The 18,465-nt window shown below is 59.2% G+C and carries 10 protein-coding genes, 2 rRNA genes and 2 pseudogenes; 8 read left to right on the forward strand and 6 right to left on the reverse strand.

The features are described from left to right. A pseudogene (locus AC1DIH_RS27705) lies at positions 1–4,239 on the forward strand (LapA family giant adhesin); the annotation flags it as partial. A 149-nt stretch (positions 4,240–4,388) separates the two neighbouring features. After that, positions 4,389–4,727: a tryptophan synthase subunit beta gene (locus tag AC1DIH_RS27710; protein WP_477774030.1), complete on the forward strand. Its 339-nt coding sequence runs from the start codon at positions 4,389–4,391 to the stop codon at positions 4,725–4,727. Between the two features lie 180 nt (positions 4,728–4,907). Here AC1DIH_RS27710 and lapD read toward each other — a convergent pair whose 3' ends face one another. Both lapD and lapG read right to left on the reverse strand, forming a co-directional pair. Next, the gene (lapD, locus tag AC1DIH_RS27715; protein ID WP_477774031.1) at positions 4,908–6,854 is read right to left on the reverse strand and encodes a cyclic di-GMP receptor LapD; all 1,947 of its coding nucleotides are present in this window, start codon (positions 6,852–6,854) and stop codon (positions 4,908–4,910) included. Positions 6,855–6,868: 14 nt separating this feature from the next. After that, positions 6,869–7,561: a cysteine protease LapG gene (gene lapG / locus AC1DIH_RS27720; protein WP_477774032.1), complete on the reverse strand. Its 693-nt coding sequence runs from the start codon at positions 7,559–7,561 to the stop codon at positions 6,869–6,871. 271 nt (positions 7,562–7,832) lie between these two features. On the opposite strand from lapG, the gene AC1DIH_RS27725 reads away from it, so the two are divergent. The 6 genes from AC1DIH_RS27725 (at position 7,833) to AC1DIH_RS27750 (ending at position 15,720) form a co-directional block, all read left to right on the forward strand. After that, the gene (locus tag AC1DIH_RS27725; RefSeq protein ID WP_477774033.1) at positions 7,833–8,543 is read left to right on the forward strand and encodes a GntR family transcriptional regulator; all 711 of its coding nucleotides are present in this window, start codon (positions 7,833–7,835) and stop codon (positions 8,541–8,543) included. Between the two features lie 17 nt (positions 8,544–8,560). After that, entirely contained in the window at positions 8,561–9,310 is a 750-nt protein-coding gene (locus AC1DIH_RS27730) for a thioesterase II family protein (protein ID WP_477774034.1), read from the forward strand. Positions 9,311–10,044: 734 nt separating this feature from the next. Then, on the forward strand, positions 10,045–10,821 hold the full coding sequence (locus AC1DIH_RS27735) for a DUF3050 domain-containing protein (protein ID WP_477770049.1): 777 nt from the start codon (positions 10,045–10,047) through the stop codon (positions 10,819–10,821). Beyond that, positions 10,818–11,747 (forward strand): diiron oxygenase, encoded by a 930-nt coding sequence (locus AC1DIH_RS27740; protein WP_477774035.1) that lies wholly within the window; start codon positions 10,818–10,820, stop codon positions 11,745–11,747. The genes AC1DIH_RS27735 and AC1DIH_RS27740 overlap by 4 nt, the downstream gene beginning before the upstream one ends. A gap of 14 nt (positions 11,748–11,761) precedes the next feature. Then, positions 11,762–15,223 carry an amino acid adenylation domain-containing protein gene (locus AC1DIH_RS27745; RefSeq protein WP_477774036.1) on the forward strand — a complete coding sequence of 1,154 codons (3,462 nt, stop codon included), beginning with the start codon at positions 11,762–11,764 and terminating at the stop codon, positions 15,221–15,223. Positions 15,224–15,252: 29 nt separating this feature from the next. Further along, positions 15,253–15,720, forward strand: coding sequence for an SRPBCC family protein (locus AC1DIH_RS27750; protein WP_477774037.1), 468 nt, complete (start codon positions 15,253–15,255; stop codon positions 15,718–15,720). A 168-nt stretch (positions 15,721–15,888) separates the two neighbouring features. On the opposite strand, the gene AC1DIH_RS27755 is transcribed toward AC1DIH_RS27750, so the two are convergent. The 4 genes and pseudogenes from AC1DIH_RS27755 to rrf (AC1DIH_RS27770) form a co-directional block, all read right to left on the reverse strand. After that, a complete protein-coding gene (locus tag AC1DIH_RS27755; RefSeq protein WP_371917687.1) occupies positions 15,889–16,674 on the reverse strand; it encodes a methyl-accepting chemotaxis protein in 786 nt (261 codons plus the stop codon). 69 nt (positions 16,675–16,743) lie between these two features. Further along, positions 16,744–17,769 (reverse strand): annotated as a pseudogene (locus AC1DIH_RS27760) (cache domain-containing protein); the annotation flags it as partial. 381 nt (positions 17,770–18,150) lie between these two features. Next, positions 18,151–18,266, reverse strand: a 5S ribosomal RNA gene (gene rrf / locus AC1DIH_RS27765). 107 nt (positions 18,267–18,373) lie between these two features. Beyond that, positions 18,374–18,465: ribosomal RNA gene (rrf, locus tag AC1DIH_RS27770) — 5S ribosomal RNA — on the reverse strand; the annotation flags it as partial.

The raw sequence follows: 18,465 nt of genomic DNA on the forward strand, positions 1-18,465 counted from the left end.
GCGCCGGTCACCGGTTCGGCAGTGATCGTGACCCTGGCCAACGGCCAGACCATCACCATCCCGGTCGGCCAGTCCAGCGGCACCGCGACCACCACCGCGCCGAACGACGCGCTGGTCGGCCACACCCCGCTGACCAACGCGATTACCAACGTCAGCGGTGGCAACTACGAAAACCTGGTCGCCGACAAAACCCCGGTCAGCACCAGCGTGACCGACACCGTCGACACCACCAACCTGACACTGAGCGCGACCAACTCGGTCGCCGAAGGTGGTCAGATCACCTACACCGCGACCCTGACCAACCCGGCCGGCACAGCGATGACCGTGACCCTGAGCAACGGTGCAGTCATCAACATCGACGCTGGCAAAACCAGCGGTTCGGTGAACTTCGCCGCGCCGAAAGATGATGTCTACCTCGACGCCGGCTCGGTCAACGCCAAGATCACCGCCAGCACCGGCGGCAATTTCGAAAAACTGGTCACCAGCGATACCCCAGCGGTAACCAGCGTCACCGACACCCTCGATAAAACCGAGGTCAGCATCAGCGGCAGCAGTCAGGTCACCGAAGGCCAGACCGCCAGCTACACCGTGACCCTGACGCACCCGGCGCAAACCGACGTGACGTTGAAGATCGTCTACAGCGGCACCGCCACCGACGGCTCGGACTTTACCGGTGTGTACACGGTGAAAATCCCGGCGGGCGCCAGCAGCGCCAGCTTCAATATCGCGACCATCGACGACAAGATCACCGAGCCTACTGAAAACATCGTGGTCAAGATCGACTCGGCCAGCGGTGGCAACTTCGAAAACCTGGTGGTCAGCAGCACCAATGGCAGCGTCAGCACGTCGATCATCGACAACGATGCTCCGCCCGTCATCGACCTGGACGCCAACAACTCCAGCGGCGCGACCGGTGCCAATTACAACGTCACCTTCACCGAAGGCACCACCGGTCCAGGTGTATCGATCGGCGACACTGACCTTACGATCACTGACCCGGACAGCACCATGCTGACCGGCGCCACCATCGTGTTGACCAACCGTCAGCCCGGCGACTCACTGAACCTGGGCAACAGTGTCAACGGCATCAGTATCAACGCCAACAGCAAGGATGGTTCGATCACCCTGACGCTGTCCGGCAATGCGACGCTGGCCGACTACATGCAGCAGATCAAGAACATCACCTTCACCAACAACAGTGAAGACCCGAGCACCACGCCGCGGACCATCACCGTGACCGTGACCGATGGCAGCAATTACTCCAACGTCGCCACCACCACCGTCAACGTGGTCGCGGTCAACGATGCCCCAGTCGCCACGGGCGGTGCGGTCACCGGCACTGAAGACACGCCGCTGATCCTCGGCTGGTCGAACTTCGGTGTGAGCGATGTCGACAGTCCTGCCGCCAGCCTGGGCGTGAAAATCACCCAGCTGCCGGGTGATGGCAAGTTGCAGTACCTGGACGGTTCGACCTGGAAGGACGTGGCCAACAACCAGACCTTCAGCAAGGCCGACATCGATGCAGGCAAGTTGCGCTTCATGCCTGATGCCAACGAATCCGGTGCCAATGGCTACGGCGGCACCGGCGTGGGCAACCAACAGGCGGATTACGCACAAATCCAGTTCCAGCCAACCGACGGCCAACTGCTGGGCAGCACCGGCACGCTGAAAGTCGATATCACTCCCGTCGCCGATGCGCCAACACTCAGCATCGCCGACAACAGCGTGAACTCGACAGGCCTGATCAAGGAGGTCTGGACTGGTCTGGCCGGTCTCGGCACTAGCGGTAGTGGCGCGCCCGCTGAAACCCTGAAATCCGTGATCGATGCGGCCGGTACTCCGAACAGCAGCGGTACCGTGAGCAACGTGCAGTCCGACAGCAACGTTGCAGCCGGCACAGCATCTAAAACTTCCGGGCTGATCTACCTCGAAGCCGGCAAGACCTACAGCTTCAGCGGTATCGCTGACGACAGTCTGCTGGTGACCATCGGCGGTAATAACGTGGCCGGTGCCACGTGGGGCGCGGGTGGCCAAATCTCCGGATCGTTCACGCCGACCACCAGCGGCTACTACACCCTGGACATCTACCACCACAACCAAAATGGCCCGGGCAGCTACGACGTCAACCTGTCGGTCAACGGCGCCCCGGCCGTCGACCTGAGCAGCGCTGGCGTGCCGATCTACACGGGTGTCACCGACCTGATCAATGCTGGTGTGACGGTCTCCGATCTGCACGGCACCAATGGCGAAGGCTACTACGACGGCTACAAGCTCAACACCGGCGCCGAGGGCGGTAGTGTTCACCTGTCGAAAATCACCACCGCACTGACCGACATCGACGGCTCCGAAAGCCTGAGCGTGAAAATCGGTGGTATGCCGGCAGGTTCCGTGCTCAGCGATGGCGCGGGCCATACCTTCACCGTGGCGACCACCGGCGAAGCAAATGTCACAGGCTGGAATCTCGGCAGCCTGACGCTCACTCCGCCACCGTACTTCAATGGCTCGATCAATCTGACGGTGACGTCGACTTCCACCGAGTCCCTCGGCGGCTCGGCGCCGAGTACTGCGCAGATCCCGGTCACGGTTTACCCGGCGGTGTATAACGCGTTGGTCGGCACTTCAGCGGATGACAATTTCGTCGGTACTAACGGCAACGACATCATGATCGCCGACATCGGCGGGCTGACCGTGGTGCCAGGCACCAACTACAACATTGCGTTCATGGTCGACAGCTCGGGCAGCATGAGCGCCACCTCGATCAGCGCCGCCAAAGACTCACTGACATCGGTGTTCAACACCCTCAAGAACAGCCTGGGCGCCAGCACGTCGGGCACGGTGAACGTCTTCCTCGCGGACTTCGATACCCAGGTCAACAAGCAGATTGCGGTCAACCTGAACGACCCGAATGCCCTGACCCTGCTCAAGTCGGTGCTGGACTCTATGGCTTCCGGCGGCGGTACCAACTACGAAGACGTGTTCAAGACCACGGCCAACTTCTTCCAGAGCAGCATGGCCACCAGTAACAGCAACGCGACCAACCTGACGTATTTCATTACCGACGGAAAGCCAACGTACTACCAGTCCGGCGAACAGACCAACCCGACGTTGTACGGCGGCGGTGCGAAGCTGGACGACGTCGTCACAACCAGCAACTACACGCTGGGGAACACGTTCTCCAAGTACCTGGACAACACCCATTACCTCTCCATCAACACTGATGGTTCGACGACGCTGCAGACCTATAACGGCAACCGTTGGACCAGCAAAGACCTGGGGATGCTCCACGCTCAAGGCGATGGCACCTATGAGTTGTCGAAACTGGACGGTACGGGCTACAGCTCCGATAGCAACACCACGAGCAACTCCAATGACAGCTTCGCGTTGCTCGGCAAGTTGTCGCAGGTCGAGGCCATCGGCCTGAACAGCGATGTCAGCCTCAGTGACCTGAAACCGTTCGACACCGACGGCAAGCCGCAAACCAACATCGATCCGGCCAACCTGGCCAACTCGATCATCGGTCACACCGAAGCGACCATGCCCGGCGCCGATACGGTCAGTGGCGGCGACGGCAATGACATCCTGTTCGGCGACCTGGTGAGCTTCAACGGCATTGCCGGTGAGGGCTACCAGGCCATGCAGGCCTTCGTGGCCCAGCAGACCGGCGTGGATGTCAGCAAAGTCACCACCAGCAACGTGCACCAGTACATCACCGAGCACTACACCGCGTTCGATGTGTCCGGCGCTCATGACGGTAATGACACGCTATTGGGCGGTACCGGTAACGACATCCTCTTCGGCCAGGGTGGCAACGACATCCTCGACGGCGGCAAGGGCAATGACATCCTGCTGGGCGGTACGGGTAACGACACGCTGATCGGCGGTCAGGGCAACGATATCCTGATTGGCGGGGCGGGTGCCGATACCTTCGTCTGGAAGGCCGGCGACACCGGTAACGATGTGATCAAGGACTTCAAGGCCAGCGAAGGCGACCGGATCGACCTGCGGGATCTGTTGCAGGGCGAAAGCGGCAGCACCATCGACAACTTCCTGAAAATCAGCACGGTTGAAGGTGTGTCGACGTTGCAGGTCAGCTCCGAAGGCAAGCTCAACGCAGCCGGCGGCGTGGCCAACGCTGACGTGACGATCAAGCTGGAAGGCAACAACTGGTCTGGTCAGAGCATCAATTCGCTGATCGCCGGTAGCGACCCGACCATCAAGATCGACCACAACAACACCTGATCAGGCACTTGACGGCCGCTCATTACGAGCGGCCGTCACGTCGCTGTCAGTCGCCACCGGGTGACGATTTCGTCGTGGCACCGCATACTCGTACGCGTTGGCTTATGCTGCTGACAGCACGACGCGGGTTCATTCATGAGGGATTTTCGATGTTCTACGTGCAACGCGATGCGCAAGGCCAGTTGGTGCGCGTGGAAGCGGCGGCTTACGCGGAGGCTACGGAAACGCTGCCCTCCGATCACCATGAAATCCAGGCCTGGTACGCCAACGAAGTGATGGAGACCAGCCTCAAGCAGCTCAAGCAAAGCGACCTGGAGATGATCCGGGTACTCGACGACCTGATTCAGGTGCTGGCCAGCAAAGGGGTAATTCGCATCACCGACCTGCCAGCGGCCGCGCAAGCCAAACTGATGGACCGGACCCAGACCCGTGAAGCGCTGGGTGGTTTGAGTCACCTGATTGATGAAGATGAAGGCGGGTTGATCTGAGTTTCTGAACGCTTGTGTTTCAGGCGGCGCCGTCGCGTTGAATACACTGACGCCATCGCGAGCAGGCTCGCTCCCACAGGGAATTCCGTTAGTACACACATCTGTGCAAACAATGAAAATCCAATGTGGGAGCGAGCCCGCTCGCGATGACTTATTCAGTGGCAACTCATCCCTGAAGCCCTACTGCCAAGGCTTCGGCTCACCAAACAACTGCCCTTGCACGCCGTACACACCCATCTCGCGAATCACCCGTAACTCCCCTTCAGTCTCCACTCGCTCGGCAATCAGCGGCAGATCGATGCTGTGGGCGGCGCGCTGGATGGCTTCGATGAACAGACGCTTATCGCTTTCCTGATCAATGGCTCGGATGTAACTGCCATCGATTTTCAGATAGGCCAGCCCCAGACGCGCCAGGTTGCCGATCATGCTGAAGCGACCGCCAAAGCGCTGCAGGCTCAGGGAGAAGCCCAGCTCACGCAGACGACGGGTCAGCTGTTCGAGCACGGCCTGGTCAGGTAATTGCTCTTCGCCGATCTCCAGGGTCAAGCGTGGTCCCAGACTGGAATGCTCGCGCAGGATGTCGAAGACTTTGTTCAGGGCTTGCGGATCCGCCAGGGTGGCGGCGGACAGGTTCAGCGCCAGCGAGTCTTCGTGGCCAGCCATCTGCACCAACACCCGCTCCAGCATCAGACGGTCCAGTCGCGCGGTCCAGCCAAAACGCTCGAGCCACGGCAGGAAGCGCCCGGCAGGGATAGTCTTGCCCTGCTCATCGAGCAAGCGCGAGAGCACTTTGTAATGCAGCACTAATTGCGTGTCCTGACTGGCCACGACCGGTTGGAAGTACAACTCGAATCGCTGCTGATTCAGTGCCTGATCGAGCAAGGTATGCCAAGCATGGTGATCGTCGCCGACAATGGCCGCGGCGCTGTGATCCAGGCACGCCCAGTTCGACTCGCCCTCGGCTTCCGCCTGTGACAACGCCTGATCCGCCAGGCTCAACACCGACTGCGGCGTATCGCCATGGACAAACGGCGCCAAACCGATCGACGCCACCGACGCCACGTCGGTCGCCCCGGTGGCGTGCAGACTGGCCAGCGCGCTGTCCAGGCTCTGCGCCAGTTGCAGCGCCTCTTCGCGCACCAGACCAGGCGCCAGCACGGCAAATTCACCACCGCGGATACGCGTCACCAGGTTCTGGGTTTCCGGGAATCTGGCGCACTCACGCGACAATTGCTCACCGACCGCCCGCAGCAACTGGTCAGTGCGTTGACCACCCAGACGCTGGTTCAAACCGGCCAGGTCCTTGACCCGCAACAGCAACAGATAACCCGAACTGGCCTGCTCCGGGTTGCTCACCCGGGCGTTCAACTGCATCTCGAAATAACGCCGGTTAGCCAATCCCGTCAGGTTGTCCTGATAGGACTCGACCCGCAGTTTTTCACTGCGCTCAGCCTGCTCCTGAAACAACGCCTTGAGTTTTTCGACCATCTGGTTCATCGCCTGCACCACGCGCCGCAGTTCCGGGGTACGCGGCAGCTCGGGCAGGCTGAGAAATTCGCGGCGGGCGATGGCGTGGGATTGCCTGACCATGTAATCCAGCGGTTTCAATTGTCGACGCAGCAACAGTGCGCCGAGTACCGCGCTTAATGCGCCGCAGATCAGCAACCAGCCCAGACTGCCCAGGGCGCTCTGCCAGAGCTTGGCCACGGCGAACATCGGGTGGCTGGTCACCTCGACCCTGGCCGCCTGCTCCCAGCCACGGCTGACCAGCGCATCACCGCCAGCAGGTTCCAGAGCGATCAACTTGACGAACCAGCCAGGCACGCTGCTGATTTCCGGAATGCCACTGCGCTCGACGATGGTCTTGTCGGTTTTGAGGTCGACCACGCGAATGCTCGCGTAATAACCGCTGTCGAAGATCGAGCTGACCATCAGCTCGACCATCGCCGGGTCGTCGATGTTCGGCGTCAGCGACAGCGCCAACGCGGTCGCAGCGTCCTGCGCGTGGGAGCGCAACTGATTGACGTACTGGGTCCGCGAACTCTCCAGGCCGACCATGAAGCTGCCACTGAAGGCGACGACCAGGAACAGACAGATAGCGATCAACAGTTGTTTGAACAAAGACATCTAAGCGCGTGCTCCTAGTGAGTCGTCTCGACCGGAAATCCTTCGGCCTGCATTTTCTTCAACACATCCTGCCAACGGGACAGACGCTTGGTGTCACCGATTTTCTTGTTGCCCTTGGCGCCCGGCAACCAAAGCCCTTCGGCGTTGAAGGAGTAGACCGGCAGCAAATCGGTACGCTGGCTGGCCGGCTGGATCGCATCCATCAGGCTGTCGAGCACCAGCGGCATGGCATCAGGGCTTGAATAGTAGGTCAAGACCATGTGCGCGCGATTCTGGCGCAGGGCCTTGACGTAGGTGATGCGCAATTTGTCACTGGAAACCCCGAGATGGCGCAGGCTGAAATACTTGGCGATCGCATAGTCCTCACAATCGCCAGCCCCCTTCCACAAGGCTTCGATCGGTGTCGCCCAGTAGTCCTCGACGTGCCACAGGTCGATGTCTTCCACGTAACGCATCTGTTTGTTGAAGAACAGGTTAACCACGTTGAGCTGTTCCAGCTCCGGGGTTTGCTTCTGTGTCGCCAGCAGGTGCTGCCAGGCATCGATTCGTTGCTTGCCTTCACCCAACGGCCCGTACAATGTTTCGGCCCGGCGGCTGATCAGCGAAAAATCCCAATCGGCATGCAGGCCGCCCAGCAAGACGCCGGCAATCAGCAGTGCTGAACACAACCAGCGCAGGGGCCGAGGGAGAGCGAAACGTGCCTGCAATGCAGTAAGTCCAAAGGGCGGTTGGAAATCGATGGATGGTGAAGCCTTGATGGATAAAAGACAATGGCACGGTGCAATCACCGCGAGCACGCTAGACTTGGTGAAAGCGGACGCAGTTGAAAAAATCGTAGCCTGTGATGCTGTGTTCAGTAGCAAGCCTGTGGCATAAAACTGACGGAAACGGATTTGTTTTGCAGGTTTGACAACCTGCCAGGCAGTCACTAGTGTGCATTGGATCCAATATTCTTCATATTAATCAGGGTGCGTTGTCGTGACACAGAAGCCCAACCCTTTAAGTACTATCCCGGTCAGCGGCCCTATCCCCGCTCACCTTGCGCGATCGGTGATTGAAGAAACCCTGCGCTCGGCGATTCTCGACGGCCGTTTGCCTTGCGGCACCGCGCTGCGCCAGCAAGACCTGGCCGACCTGTTCGGCGTCAGCCGCATGCCCGTGCGCGAAGCCTTGCGCCAGCTCGAGGCGCAATCGCTGCTCCATGTTGTCGCACACAAAGGTGCGGTTGTCGCGCCATTGGTCGAAGGTGACGCCGCCGAAACCTATGCCCTGCGTATCCTGCTGGAATCCGAGGCCCTGCGCCTGTCGATTCCGCTGCTCGACGACGAAGATTTTGCCGAGGCCGCGCGCTACATCGACGACCTCGAAACGCAAACCGATTACGCCGAGATCGGCAGGCTTAACCGATTGTTCCACATGACGCTGTACCGCAAGGCGCCCAACCGCAGGCTCCTCAAGCTGGTGGAAGACGGCCTGTGGGAAGAGGAACGTTTTCTGCGCTTCAACCTTGAAGCCATGGGGCTCGGCAAGCTGTCCCAGGAAGATCACCGTGACCTGCTGCGCGCTGTGCAAGCCCGAGACATCGCGCTATCCGTGACAAAGCTTGAGCACCACCTCAACCGGGGTGTCGAGGTCATCACGCGTTACCTGAACAGCCTTGAACCCCAGGGCAAGAAATCGTCGACGTGAATCGCACAAGGAAAGCCGTGCACGCACGGAACACTCCATGGCTGACTGTCATCAGCGCCAGCCAGACGACGGACGTCAGGCTGATCTGCTTCGGCGAGGCCGGAGCCGACCCCGAGCAGTTCCGCAGCTGGACTCAAGCACTGAGCGAGCACATTGAACTGCTCGCGTTCAGGCTTCCCGGCCATGACAATCCGCAGAACCGGACACGCTACGAACAATGGCCACCGCTGCTGGTCGACGCCTTTGCGGCGCTACAACCTTACTTGTCCGAACCCCATGCGCTGTTTGGCCATGGCCTGGGCGCAATTCTGGCCTACGAGCTGGCCAAGTTGAGCGAAACCCACTGCCCAGGGCAAACCCGTCACTTGTTCATTTCCGGTTGCCGCAGCCCGGATACCCGACCCGCCTCTGCGCCACTGCACAGCCTGCCGAACATCCGGCACGGTTATGCACCCTCCAGCCCGGGCGCACCTCTAGATGCAACAGCAAGCGATCAACTCGCCGCCTTTGAAGCACTGATACACAGTGATTTGAAACTGCTCGAGTCCTGGGCCGACCCTTCCAGTCGCAGCCTGCACATCCCGATGACCGCTTTCTATGGCAGCGACGATCCGCTGGCCCCCCTTGAAAGCATGGTCAATTGGCGCGAGTTCACTCGCCGTGAATTCGAACTGATAGAAATGACCGGTAATCATTTTTTCACCACCACTCAGCGCCATCGTCTGCTGCAGATCATCAACACCCATCTGGGCCTGCTCAGCGAGTAAGCGCTGACCTCTGTGCGATGCGGCACAGGCGCTCGAGAAGCGCTGGCGACACCTCTCCCTTCTCCCCTCCTTGAAAACCCCTGCCCACCCCTGCGCCAGTGATAGCAGTGCTGGCTTTTTGGGCTCACTCTTGGTTTGCCGACTAAAAAGGACGAGCGGCGTGTAAATCTGCCTGCACAGCCCTCGCGTGATGGACGAACAAAAGGAGGCTTGCCAAAGGACGGGAAGAGATGGGGCGGTGCCCGCCTCCTGCCCACCACATCAAAAAATATCAACTCCGCAGATACAAAGTTGCTCCGAGTGAGGCATTCACTCATTTAAATTCTGACTTGTATAAGCCGGAAGGAACAACTTCACCCCAATAAAACTTAATCAAAAAGTTTTATAGAAACTTGTCGCACCCGGAAAATTACACTTGACAAATAATATAAAAAACACTTGCCCATTACTTGTTTCATGTATTAATTTTTCTCCGCCGACAACTTCAAGTTCCAACGTACTTGTCGGCACGGTCAATACCCAGGGTCTGTAAGACTCATCCGCAGAGTTGACCGCCAAGCACCATCGACGTACGCAACGCCTTGCCTGGCAAGGTCCGCCAACGCAATGAACTGCATCAACGTTTGTTTGAGGTACTTGTTCGCCTATTAAAAAGATCAGGCAGCACCGTGTTTGAACTTGCCTAACAAACTTTTGCCAACCGAACAACTTAACTCACAACTTATAGGCCACTCATGAAACCCAATAAAGCACTTCTCGACCAAAAAAAAGCAGCGCTGAGCGCCCACCCTATCTTTGCCGAGATTCATTCACTGTCGATACTTCAACGCTTTATGGAAACCCATGTATTTGCGGTATGGGACTTCATGTCACTGACCAAACGCCTGCAACAGGAACTCACCTGTGTGCAGCTGCCCTGGCTGCCGCCCCAAGATCCTCAAGCGGCGCGCCTGATCAACGAAATCGTCCTTGGCGAAGAGTCCGATGACCGGCTCGATCACGGTCACTACAGCCATTTCGAGCTGTACCTGGACGCGATGCGCGAAGTCGGTGCCAGCACGGCGGCCGTGGAGCGCTTCGTCGCCCTGCAAAAGGAAGGCGTGAGCTACGACGTCGCCCTGCAAAGCGTGGACGTCGACCCGGCCGCATCGAACTTCGTCCGGCACACCTTGCACACCGCGCTGTATGCGCCGGGGCACAGCGTTGCCGCAGCGTTTTTGCATGGCCGTGAAAGCGTCATTCCACAGATGTTCCAGCGCATTCTCGACGATTGGGGCATAGGCATCGAACAGGCGCCGACCTTTCGTTACTACCTGCAGCGGCACATCGAAGTCGACTCCGAAGACCACGGCCCCGCCGCCGAAACACTCCTGGCACGCTTGGTCGATGGCGATCCGCAACGACAGGAAGACGTCTATGCCGCGGCCATCGCCGCTGTGGAAAGCCGTATCGCACTGTGGGACGGCTTGCGCCTGAGCATGCGTGAATCGGTCGCCGAGGTGAGTGCATGAACGCCGCCGACTACCAATCCTTCGCCGACGCCTGGGAAAACCGCGCGACCATCCGTACACGTCCACGACGCATGGTCGAAAACGACGACAAACTGATCTATCCCTTGAGCCGGCAACCGCTGGTGCTGAGCGAAACCTTTGTCCGCGAATGCCCGGAACAACGCGACTTTGCACTGGTGCAGACGCTCTACAAGTTCATCAATGACGTGGTGATTTTCGAAACCGAGATCGTCGACAAAACCGCCCGCAGCATCGCCAAGAATCGCTTCGCCGTGCCCTTCCCGTTCGCCTGTCGCTATGACGCCATGACCGTGGTGGTGGATGAGGATTACCACGCGCTGGTGGCGATGGATTTCATGCAGCAAACCGTGGCCATGACTGGCATCACGCCGATCGAACTGCCGCATGAAATCGAGCTGAGCCGGGCAATTCCTGCAGCGTTGGCGCTGGCACCGGAACATCTGCGCAGCGCCGTGGAGCTGATCTGCGTGGCCATTGCGGAAAGCACCGTGACCAACGACGTCGCGGCATTTGCCAAGGACGATACGGTCAAGCAATCGATCAAGGGCCTGATGGCTGACCATTTGCTCGACGAGGGCCGTCACTCGGGGTTCTGGTCACGGCTGGTGCGCATCTACTGGCACTCGGCTAACGAGGACGACCGCCAACTGATCGCGAAGATTCTGCCGGTATTCATCGCTCACTACCTGACTAACGACATTCAGAAGTCGTTCGATTTCCGGTTGATCGAACACCTGCACATCAGCGATGCCGCCAAGGCCGCACTCAAGAGCGAAGTGGCAGGCCTGGCCTTCCCGATCAATCGCCATCACCCGCTGGTCGCCAACATCGTGCGGTTTTTCCGCAGCAGTTCGCTGCTCGACTCACCGTGCGTGCAAGACGCCCTGAGCGACTACCTGATCTAGCCGAGGAGAACATCATGAGACGTCTCGACATTCTGCTCATCGGTCAAAGCCAGGCCTTCAATGAGCTGGCGCTGGAGCTGGAACAACACGGCCATACGCTGACGCGATTGAGCGACCGCCACGCTCTGAACGAACAAACGGTCGGTAACGCCGAGCTGCTGATCGACGACGGCAGCCTGGTTATCCCGGCGCAACGTCTGCGCGACCAGGGGGAGTGTGCACAGCTGAGCGTGCGCCTGGGCCTGGGAGCTAAAGACGCCAGCGGTCTGCCGCCTATCGACGTACTGTGCCGCTACATATCGAGCGGCGACCAGCGACTGATCGCTCGCGTCCCCGTCGCCGACGAAGCCTCGGGTAATGGCCAGGCGCTGCGCCTGAAAGTCATCGCTGAATTGGTTGACCGCGTGGCGCTTGAGGTCAGCCGTTTTTCCCGCGATGCCGAGTACTTCACGCAAGCTGCAACGGCCACGCCCGGTCATCATCAGCGTGAAGAAAGCTTGTTGACGCTGGAGAGTCTGGCCTATGCCCACCGGCTAAACCTCAACGCGCAACCACAGCTGCTGCAACTCGGGCAAATCCCGATGATCGAGCGGCTCGAACAGAGTTTCAAAACCTTCCGCGAACGCCCGGCGCTGCACATTGCCGGTGAGGTGCTCAGCTATAGGGACTTGCACACCCAAAGCCTGGCAATCCAACAACGGCTGCTGCCATTGATCGAGCAGTACCGGGCGGTTGAGGGACCGGTGGTCGTGGGCATTTGCCTGCCAAAATCCAGTGCATTGTTTGCCGGTATTCTGGCGATCCTCGGCAGTGGCGCGGTGTACCTGCCACTCGAACCCAGCCACCCACTGCAACGTCAGCAGTACATCCTGGAGAACGCCGGTGCCGTGCTGTTGTTGCACGATGGCCTGCACCCGCTGAGCAATGAGATGCCGGGTCTCGACATCAGTGGCATCGACGCCCGTGAGGCGAATCCCGGCTTGCCGCTGATGCGCCAGCGCCCCGGCAGCCAGGCGCCGTGCATGGCGCTCTACACATCGGGCACCACCGGTCATCCCAAAGGTGTGTTGCTCAGCCAGAACAATCTCGGGCACTTCACCGCGTGGTATGCCGATTACGTCGGGCTGACGGAACGGAGTCGGGTGTTGCAGTTTTCATCGCTGAGTTTCGACTCCTCGTTGATCGATATTTTCCCGGCACTGATCCAGGGCGCCGAGCTGATCGTCCCCAACGACGACCAGCGTCGTGACCCGCTGCAACTGGTCGAGTTGATCCGTCATCATCAGCTCAGCCACGCGTTTTTGCCGCCAGCGCTGTTGAGCATTCTGCCGCTGGAGCAGTTGCGCGACCTTGCACATGTGATGACCGGTGGCGACGTCTGCGAACCCCACGTAATCAAGCAGCTGACCCAGCAAGGCAAGCTCTACAACCTGTATGGCCCGACCGAAGCCACGGTGCTGATCACCGCCCGACAACTGCAAGTCGGTGACAGCAATCGCAGCCTCGGGGCACCGATTGCCAACAGTCAGGTGCTGATCCTCGACGAGAACTTTCAGCCCGTGGTCGAGCAGACCGTCGGTGAGCTGTACATCGTCGGTCCGGGGGTGTGCCTGGGCTATTTGAATAACCCGCAGCAGACCGCCGAGCGCTACCTGCAATTGCCCTTGCCGGACGGCGAAAGCCTGCGTGCCTATCGCACCGGCGATATGGCGAAGTGGACCGCCGACGGCATCGAGCTCTGTGGGCGACGAGACAATCAGGTGAAGATCCGCGGCTACCGGGTCGAACCGGAAGAGATCGAACGCTGCCTGCGCGACAGCCAGTTGTTCCGCCAGGTGGCCGTAGTGATCGACAGTCATCGACGGATTCTGGCGTTCCTCGCACAGCCCCAGGAAGACCAGCCGGGCGCCGCACGCGAAGCGTTGAAAGTTCACGCCCAGCAGTTCTTGCCGGACTACATGCAGCCCATCGCCTGGACTGAATTGGCGAACATGCCTTTTGCCAGCAACGGTAAAGTCGATCGCCGGGCGCTGCTGGCGATGCCGGTCAGTGTCCTCGAAAACCTTCAGCGTCGGTTACCGGAATCCGCCGACGAGGCGCAACTGCTGGAGCTCTGGGCCGATCTGCTGGAGTTGCCGGCAGGCGACATTTCCACCGACGAAAACTTCTTCAATCTGGGCGGGCACTCGATCCTGTTGTCGCGCATGTTGCTGCAAATACGCGAGCAGTTCGGACGCAGTATCTCGATCAACCGCTTCATCGAAGTCCCGACCATCGCCCGGCTGGCCACACTGGTCAGAGGTTCTGTCGGCGAAGAAGTACTCAGCGAAAAAGCCCTGGCCGATGCCTTCCGTGAGCTCGATGTACAGCCCTTGCCGGTCAGCCGAATGGGCGATGTGCACAAGGTCATCGTTACCGGCGCCAACAGCTTCGTCGGCGTGCATATCGTCGAGGCACTGCTGGCCTGGGGCGCCAGCGAAGTCGCGTGCCTGGTGCGTGATGGTGCCGGGCAAAGCGCTGCGCAGCGCTTCGCCGAATCGCTGCGTGAGAACCGTCTGGAGCATCTGGACCTGACTCGGGTGCGGGTCTACGCAGCGGATATCACGCAACCGGCACTGGGCCTGACGCCAGAGGTGTATGAGCGATTGGATCGGGAGTTCGGCGCGCTGGTGCACAACGCCGCCAACGTCAACCACGTACTCGATTACGAGTCGTTGGCCCGGGATAACGTCGAGCCGATTTTCGAGTGCTTGCGGCTCTGCGAAGGGCGCAGCAAGAAGATCTTCAATTTCGTCTCCACACTGTCGGCCTCCAGCACCATCGACGCCGAGGGTCGAGTGCTCGAACAACCCGCCGCGCAGACCCCGCCGATCTACATCAAGAACGGCTACAACCTGTCCAAATGGGTCGGCGAACGGATCCTCGAGCGCGCTCGCGAGCGTGGGGTGCGGGTCAACCTCTACCGGCCGGGCAACATCAGTTTCAACAGCCTCACCGGCGTCTGCCAGCCGCACAAGAACCGTCTGATGCTGATGCTCAAAGGTTCGATCCAGCTCGGCCAGGTGCCGGAGTTCGCACTGAACTTCGACTTGATGCCGGTGGACTTCCTCGCACGCTTCATCGCCTTTCACGCCAGCCGTTATCAGCCCGAACAGTCGGTGTTCAACCTGCACAACCCCGAACCGCTGAGCTGGGACGCCTACGTCGCTTCGTTCCGCGAGGCCGGTCGCGAGTTTCAAATGGTCAGCGTCGCCGACTGGCAACAGCAACTGGGTCGGGTCGACAGCGATAACGCGTTGTTTGGCGTGCTGGGTTTCTACCTCAACGGCTTCGAGGAGGACATCGGCGACATCTCGATGATCGGCCACGCCAATGCCCAGGCCGGTGTGCAGCAAATGGGCACGCACTACCCGCAAAAATCCCCGGCGCTGCTGCGTCGCGGCTGCGACTACCTGAAAGAAATCAACTTCATCTGATTCACCACCCGTAGAAATGGAGCAAGACCATGAGCACTCTGCAACCCGATACCCTGATCAAAAACCCGCACGGCTGCCATGTTGTGTCGTCGGTTGAAATACCGGCCGAGGCGTCGAAGGTCTGGGAGGTAGTCGGCAACTTTGCCGGCTTCGACAAGTTCATCCCAACGCTGTCGCACATCGAGATGACTGGCGAAGGCGTGTCGTCGCTGCGCAAGAAGTTCTTCAAGGACGGCAACCTGGTCGTCGAGCAACTCAACTCCCGCGACGATCAGGCGCTCAGCATGACCTGGACTACCGTTTACAACACCTTGGGCGTTGGCCAGTTGTGGGCGGCCATGAGCGTCGAGCCCCTGAGCGCCGGCAAGTCTCGCGCAACCTGGACCATCATCGCTGAACCCGCCCAGGGCGGCGCAGAAGCGATGCCGGGGTTCAAGGACTTCGTGCAGGGGTTTGCCGATGACTCGATGAGCAATGCGCTGAAGTTGTTTGCGTAGGGCTTTGGTTCAGCGGTGACTGATGCACCGCTTTCGTCGGATCGCCGCCCGGAGCAAGCCCGCTCCCACACTGGATCTCAGTCGTTCACACATGTCGTGGTCGCTGAAGATCAACTGTGGGAGCGGGCTTGCTCGCGAAGAACGTTAACGCGGTCCAACTGACCCGAATTAAATCTTGAAGCTATCCACCAATTGCTTCAGGCGGTTGGCCTGCAGCGACAAGGCATCGCAATCCTTCAACGTTTCGTTGAGGTTGGCCACGCCCTGCTGGTTCAGCAGGTTGATCTGATTGATGTCACCGTTAAGGGTTTCCACCACTGCCGTCTGCTCTTCCGTTGCAGCCGCAACCGACTGGTTCATGCCGTCGATTTCGGTGATCCGCTGGGTCACGCTGATCAACCGCGCACCGGCCTGATTCGCCACTTCGACGCTCTCTTCACTGGATACCTGGCTGGCATTCATGGTCGATACCGCTTCACGCGAGCCGACCTGCAACGAGGTGATCATTTTGTGAATCTCTTCCGCCGACTCCTGAGTGCGGTGGGCCAGGTTGCGCACTTCGTCCGCCACTACCGCGAAACCACGTCCGGCTTCACCCGCGCGCGCCGCTTCGATGGCCGCGTTCAGGGCCAGCAAGTTGGTCTGCTGCGAGATGCCTTTAATCACGTCGAGGATGTGCCCGATGTTGTCGGTGCTGGCGTTCAGGGTTTCGATCTGGGTGCACGACAGGCTGATTTTTTGCGACAACTCGGTCATCGCCAGGATGGTTTGTTCCACCACCTGACGACCATCGTCAGCCTGCTCACTGGCACCGCTGGCGTGTTGCGAAGCGTCTGCTGCGTTACGGGCGATCTCCTGGGTGGCTGCACCCAGCTGGTTGATCGCGGCCGCCACGCTATTGGTCCGTGCGCTTTGCTCATCGGAGCCGATGATCGAAGCATTCGACGATGCCATGACCCGTTGCGACAGGTCATGTACCTGGCGCGTGGCCGACGACACTTCGGAAATCGACGCGTGAATCCGCTCCACGAACTGGTTGAAGGCACCGCCCAGTTCACCGAACTCGTCTTTGCTTTCCACTGCCAGACGGCGAGTCAAATCGCCCTCGCCTTGAGCGATGTCCTGCATTGCACGGCCCATGGTGGTCAGTGGACGCATCAGCACTTGAATCAACAGACTCAGCAGCACGGCAATCGCGGTCACCGCGATGAACATCGCAATCAGTGCCGACGTGCGGAATTTGCTCAATGGTGCATAAGCCTTATCCCTATCGATCGTCAGGCCGATGTACCACTCAGCATTCGGCAAGCCGGTAACCGGGGTAAAGGACAGAATGCGCGCCTGTTTGTTCAGGAGCACTTCCTGATTCCCCCGCTCGATGCGTACGTTCGAGCCAGAGTAGATGTCCTTGAGGTTCTTCATCACCTGGTCTTTGTCCGGGCTGACGATCACCTGGCCGTCAGCACTGACCAGGAACGCATGACCGATACCGCCAAAGTCCACCGAGTTGATGATCTTCACCAGGGTTTCCAGACTCAGGTCACCACCGACGACGCCGAGCAGTTCACCGTTCTTCTTCACCGGCATGGCGATCGTCACCACCAGCCCACCAACAGCGGCCATGTAGGGCGGCGTGAGCATGGTTTTGTCGGCAGCTACTGCCTGTTTGTACCAAGGGCGCTGACGTGGATCGTAACCATCGGGCATTTTGGCGTCAGGACGTTGGGTAAACACGCCATTGGACTGACCGACGTAGGTGAACTGGAAATTCGAGGTGAAGGCCGGCTGGTCGACCAACCCGGCAAAGTCTGCATTGGCACCTTGGTGCGCGACGTTCTGGGCGAGGTTTTCCAGTACCAGGATTCGCCCACTCAGCCAGTTCTGGACGCTGCTGGCCGTTAGATCGCCGGCTTGCTGGACGGAGGAGTCGAGGTTTTGCTGGATGGTATTGCGCTGCAGGTAGTCGTTGTACAAAGTGAACAACGCAAAAGCCAGAACCACTACGCCTGAAGCGGCCAAAAGGATTTTATGGCTGAACTTGAGATTCATTTCATGGGACTTCTTATGCAAGGAGTGGGGATGCGTTCCGGGTGCAACATTCCATGTGACGCCGTAGACCGTTCTAAGGCGGCTCTACTTTGGTGCACGCATGTCTCACCAGTCTTTCGGCACAGACTCGAGAAAACTTAGGCTTTTATGCAAAACGCACAGTTTTCCTTGCATGAATCCGCCAAACGGCGTGCTAGAGCGTTCAACCTACGTTTTTTTGATGACGCTTGATCATGCAGCAGCACAGGCGCTCTGCATCAATCACCGCGCAGGAGGGCGAGGCGCGTAGGCAGGGTCTTCGCGTGGAGCTTGGAGCTTTTAGCAGCCTCTGAAATGACAAAACCCCTGTCTGCTTACGCAGACAGGGGTTTCGGAATTCAATCTTGACGATGACCTACTCTCACATGGGGAAACCCCACACTACCATCGGCGATGCATCGTTTCACTGCTGAGTTCGGGATGGGATCAGGTGGTTCCAATGCTCTATGGTCGTCAAGAAATTCTGTAACCGGCCCGTATGAAGTATACGTACCAGTAAAATTGGTGACTTCTACTTAAAACAAAACCCCTACCTGCATACGCAGATAGGGGTTTCGGAATTTAATCTTGACGATGACCTACTCTCACATGGGGAAACCCCACACTACCATCGGCGATGCATCGTTTCACTGCTGAGTTCGGGATGGGATCAGGTGG

It is taken from the genome of Pseudomonas sp. 05N36 (genome assembly GCF_056397385.1).

Bases quoted from the DNA above. Each gene is read 5' to 3' on its own strand.
- AC1DIH_RS27710 (WP_477774030.1), top strand. From the start codon at position 4,389: ATGTTCTACGTGCAACGCGATGCGCAAGGCCAGTTGGTGCGCGTGGAA.
- lapD (WP_477774031.1), bottom strand. From the start codon at position 6,854: ATGTCTTTGTTCAAACAACTGTTGATCGCTATCTGTCTGTTCCTGGTC.
- AC1DIH_RS27735 (WP_477770049.1), top strand. From the start codon at position 10,045: ATGAAACCCAATAAAGCACTTCTCGACCAAAAAAAAGCAGCGCTGAGC.
- AC1DIH_RS27740 (WP_477774035.1), top strand. From the start codon at position 10,818: ATGAACGCCGCCGACTACCAATCCTTCGCCGACGCCTGGGAAAACCGC.
- AC1DIH_RS27745 (WP_477774036.1), top strand. From the start codon at position 11,762: ATGAGACGTCTCGACATTCTGCTCATCGGTCAAAGCCAGGCCTTCAAT.
- AC1DIH_RS27750 (WP_477774037.1), top strand. From the start codon at position 15,253: ATGAGCACTCTGCAACCCGATACCCTGATCAAAAACCCGCACGGCTGC.
- AC1DIH_RS27755 (WP_371917687.1), bottom strand. From the start codon at position 16,674: ATGGCATCGTCGAATGCTTCGATCATCGGCTCCGATGAGCAAAGCGCA.